Source organism: Streptomyces sp. NPDC054866 (assembly GCF_053610745.1).
Genome location: NZ_JBSGZA010000029.1, coordinates 1 through 2,486, shown reverse-complemented (window position 1 = coordinate 2,486; position 2,486 = coordinate 1). Strand labels below are relative to the sequence as shown.

Annotated in this window: 2 protein-coding genes; both read left to right on the top strand. The window is 64.2% G+C overall.

Annotated features, from left to right (window positions below; genetic code table 11):
* Positions 1–121 precede the first annotated feature (121 nt).
* Positions 122–1,723: an ISL3 family transposase gene (locus tag ACWGI2_RS42025; protein WP_453701332.1), complete on the top strand. Its 1,602-nt coding sequence runs from the start codon at positions 122–124 to the stop codon at positions 1,721–1,723.
* A 237-nt stretch (positions 1,724–1,960) separates the two neighbouring features.
* Positions 1,961–2,434 carry a hypothetical protein gene (locus ACWGI2_RS42020; RefSeq protein ID WP_453701331.1) on the top strand — a complete coding sequence of 158 codons (474 nt, stop codon included), beginning with the start codon at positions 1,961–1,963 and terminating at the stop codon, positions 2,432–2,434.
* The last annotated feature ends 52 nt before the right edge of the window (positions 2,435–2,486 follow it).

The window sequence follows — 2,486 nt, the reverse complement described above, 5'->3', positions numbered from 1 at the left end:
GGTTCTGGCTCAGCTTCTGTGATCCGTGCACTGTGAGTGACGACTGAACTCCCTGGAGCGTCTCGGAAAGTTGCCTCAAAACAAGCAGTGGCACGAATGACTGGGCCGACAGTTCGTGGCTGTGAATGAGACCTTGTTCCGGCTGGAGGAGTTGTTGTTCCCGTCGGTCACGGACATCGCGGTGCTGTCGGTAGACGTGAACATCGCGATAGTGCGTGTTGATGTGCGGTGCACCGCAGGCGGCGCCTCGTGTCCGGGTTGTGAAGCATGGTCAGACCAGGTTCACGGCTCCTACCTGCGATTTCCCGCTGATGTTCCTAGTGCGGGACGAAGCGTTGTTCTCCAGCTACGGGTCCGCCGGTTCACCTGCCGCAACGTTGAGTGCGGACGTCGCACATTCGTCGAGCAGATACCCGGTCTAACCCGAAGGAACGGTCAGAGGACCGAGCGGCTCCGCTCGATCCTGGCAGCGATTGGTCTCGCCCTCGCGGGCCGGGCCGGCGCCCGCCTGGCCGACATTGTGGGTGCGGCAGTCAGCCGCAGCACGGTCCTGCGTCTGGTTAACGCACTTCCCGAGCCGGAGGGGCCCGCTCCACGGGTGGTCGGCGTCGATGAGTACGCCACCCGCAAGGGTCGCCACTACGGCACGGTCCTCGTCGACGTGGAAACCCGCCGACCGATCGACCTGCTGCCTGACCGGGAGTCGTCGAGCCTGGCCGCGTGGCTGGCCCGGCGGCCAGGAATCGAGGTCGTGTGCCGGGACCGTGCTCCGTTCTTCGCCGAGGGCGCCAGCGCCGGTGCACCGCAGGCCGTGCAGGTCGCGGACCGGTGGCATCTCTGGCACAACCTCAGCGAGGCCGCCGAGAGGAGCATCGCCCAGCACCGCCGATGTCTGCGCGCCTTGGTGCCCGAGGCACCTGAAACGCCCGAGACGGAGCCTGAACCTGCACAGGAATCGTCCGGCTCACCTTGGCCGACGGGCCACCGGTTCGCTGATCGAACCCGCACCGTTCACGCCACGATCCACGCGCTGGTGGAGGCGGGTCACAGCCGCCGTGCGATCCAGCGGCAGCTCGGCATGACGAGCCGAACCGTCAAACGGTACGCGGACGTTGCAAGGCCGGAAGACCTCTTCACTGGGCAGTGGCAGGCAAGGACCTCGGTTCTCGACGAGTACAAGCCCTACCTCGACGACCGCTGGAACGAGGGCCGCACCAATGCCTGGAAACTATGGGAAGAGATCGTCCCGCTCGGCTATCAGGGCAGCTACCAACGGGTTCGCGCCTATCTCAGTCAGAAGCGCACCTCGCCACGGCTCGTTTCAGCCCGGCCACCCTCGCCCCGGAGCGTCGCCGGATGGATCCTCCGTCGTCCGGAAAACCTCTCTGAGACTGAACAGCTCCACTTGAAGAACGTCCGGGCCAACTGTTCCGAAATTGACGCACTCACCAGACACGTCCGGTCCTTCGCGACCATGCTCACCGAGCGCCGGGGCGAGCTTCTGCCGGACTGGCTTGCTGCCGTGAGACAGGACGACCTCCCCAGCCTCCACACGCTCGCCGCGGGCATCGACCGCGACCGCGAAGCCGTCATCGCCGGCCTCACCCTTCCCTGGAGCTCGGGCGTCGTCGAAGGTCATGTCAACCGGATCAAGATGCTCAAGCGCCAGATGTTCGGGCGCGCAGGCTTCCAACTCCTGCGCAAACGCGTCCTGTTGTCCTGATGCACAGGGGCGCTCCCACAACCGCAGCGCGAAGGCGCCCATATGATCGTCGGGCGATTGCTTGCTACCGGAGAGGGAACAGTGTTGCGAGCCAAGAGGGCAGTCCAAGGACTATGCCTATTTGGGATGGTTACGTGCATCTTCGGGTGCGGTTCAGGGACCGGCGCTGGGAAGCACAGCCCAACCCAGGGCAACGCGCCTTCGTCTCAAGCCGCCGCAGTCCTGCGCAAGGAGCAAGTGCAAGCGGCGCTGCCGAACTTGGAGGATGTGCCTCCAGGATGGGAGAAAGCCGGCACGCCTCGTCTCCTGGGCGCCAACCCCAAAGATGGAGGCATTCGGGCTTCTGGCACTCAGGGATATGCGGCGCCCGACCTCGAAGGAACTGTTGGGTTCCGTATCGAGTCCTTCCAGACCCGAGCTCAGGCAATCGGCAGGTATGCGCAGAAGAAGTCTCAGATGGGGAGCGCCCAGCTTGGTCCCGCGCAGATTACGGGCACGGACGCAGTGTTCTCAGCCTCCTACTGCATCGGCAAGAACTACTGCAGCACCTCGATCAACTTCCGCCTGGCCGCCGTTTTCGCTTACGTGAACATCAACACGGATGGTCCAGCCGCAGCCGATGCCAAGATCCTAAATTCTGTCACCCGCATGCTCGCCCAGCGCATTCGCCAGGCGCAGCAGGGACAGTCGCCATCGGCGAAGGCACCGTGAATCGCAAGTAACTAGCTCTTCGTAGTCGCTCCACAGAAGCTGAGCCAGAACC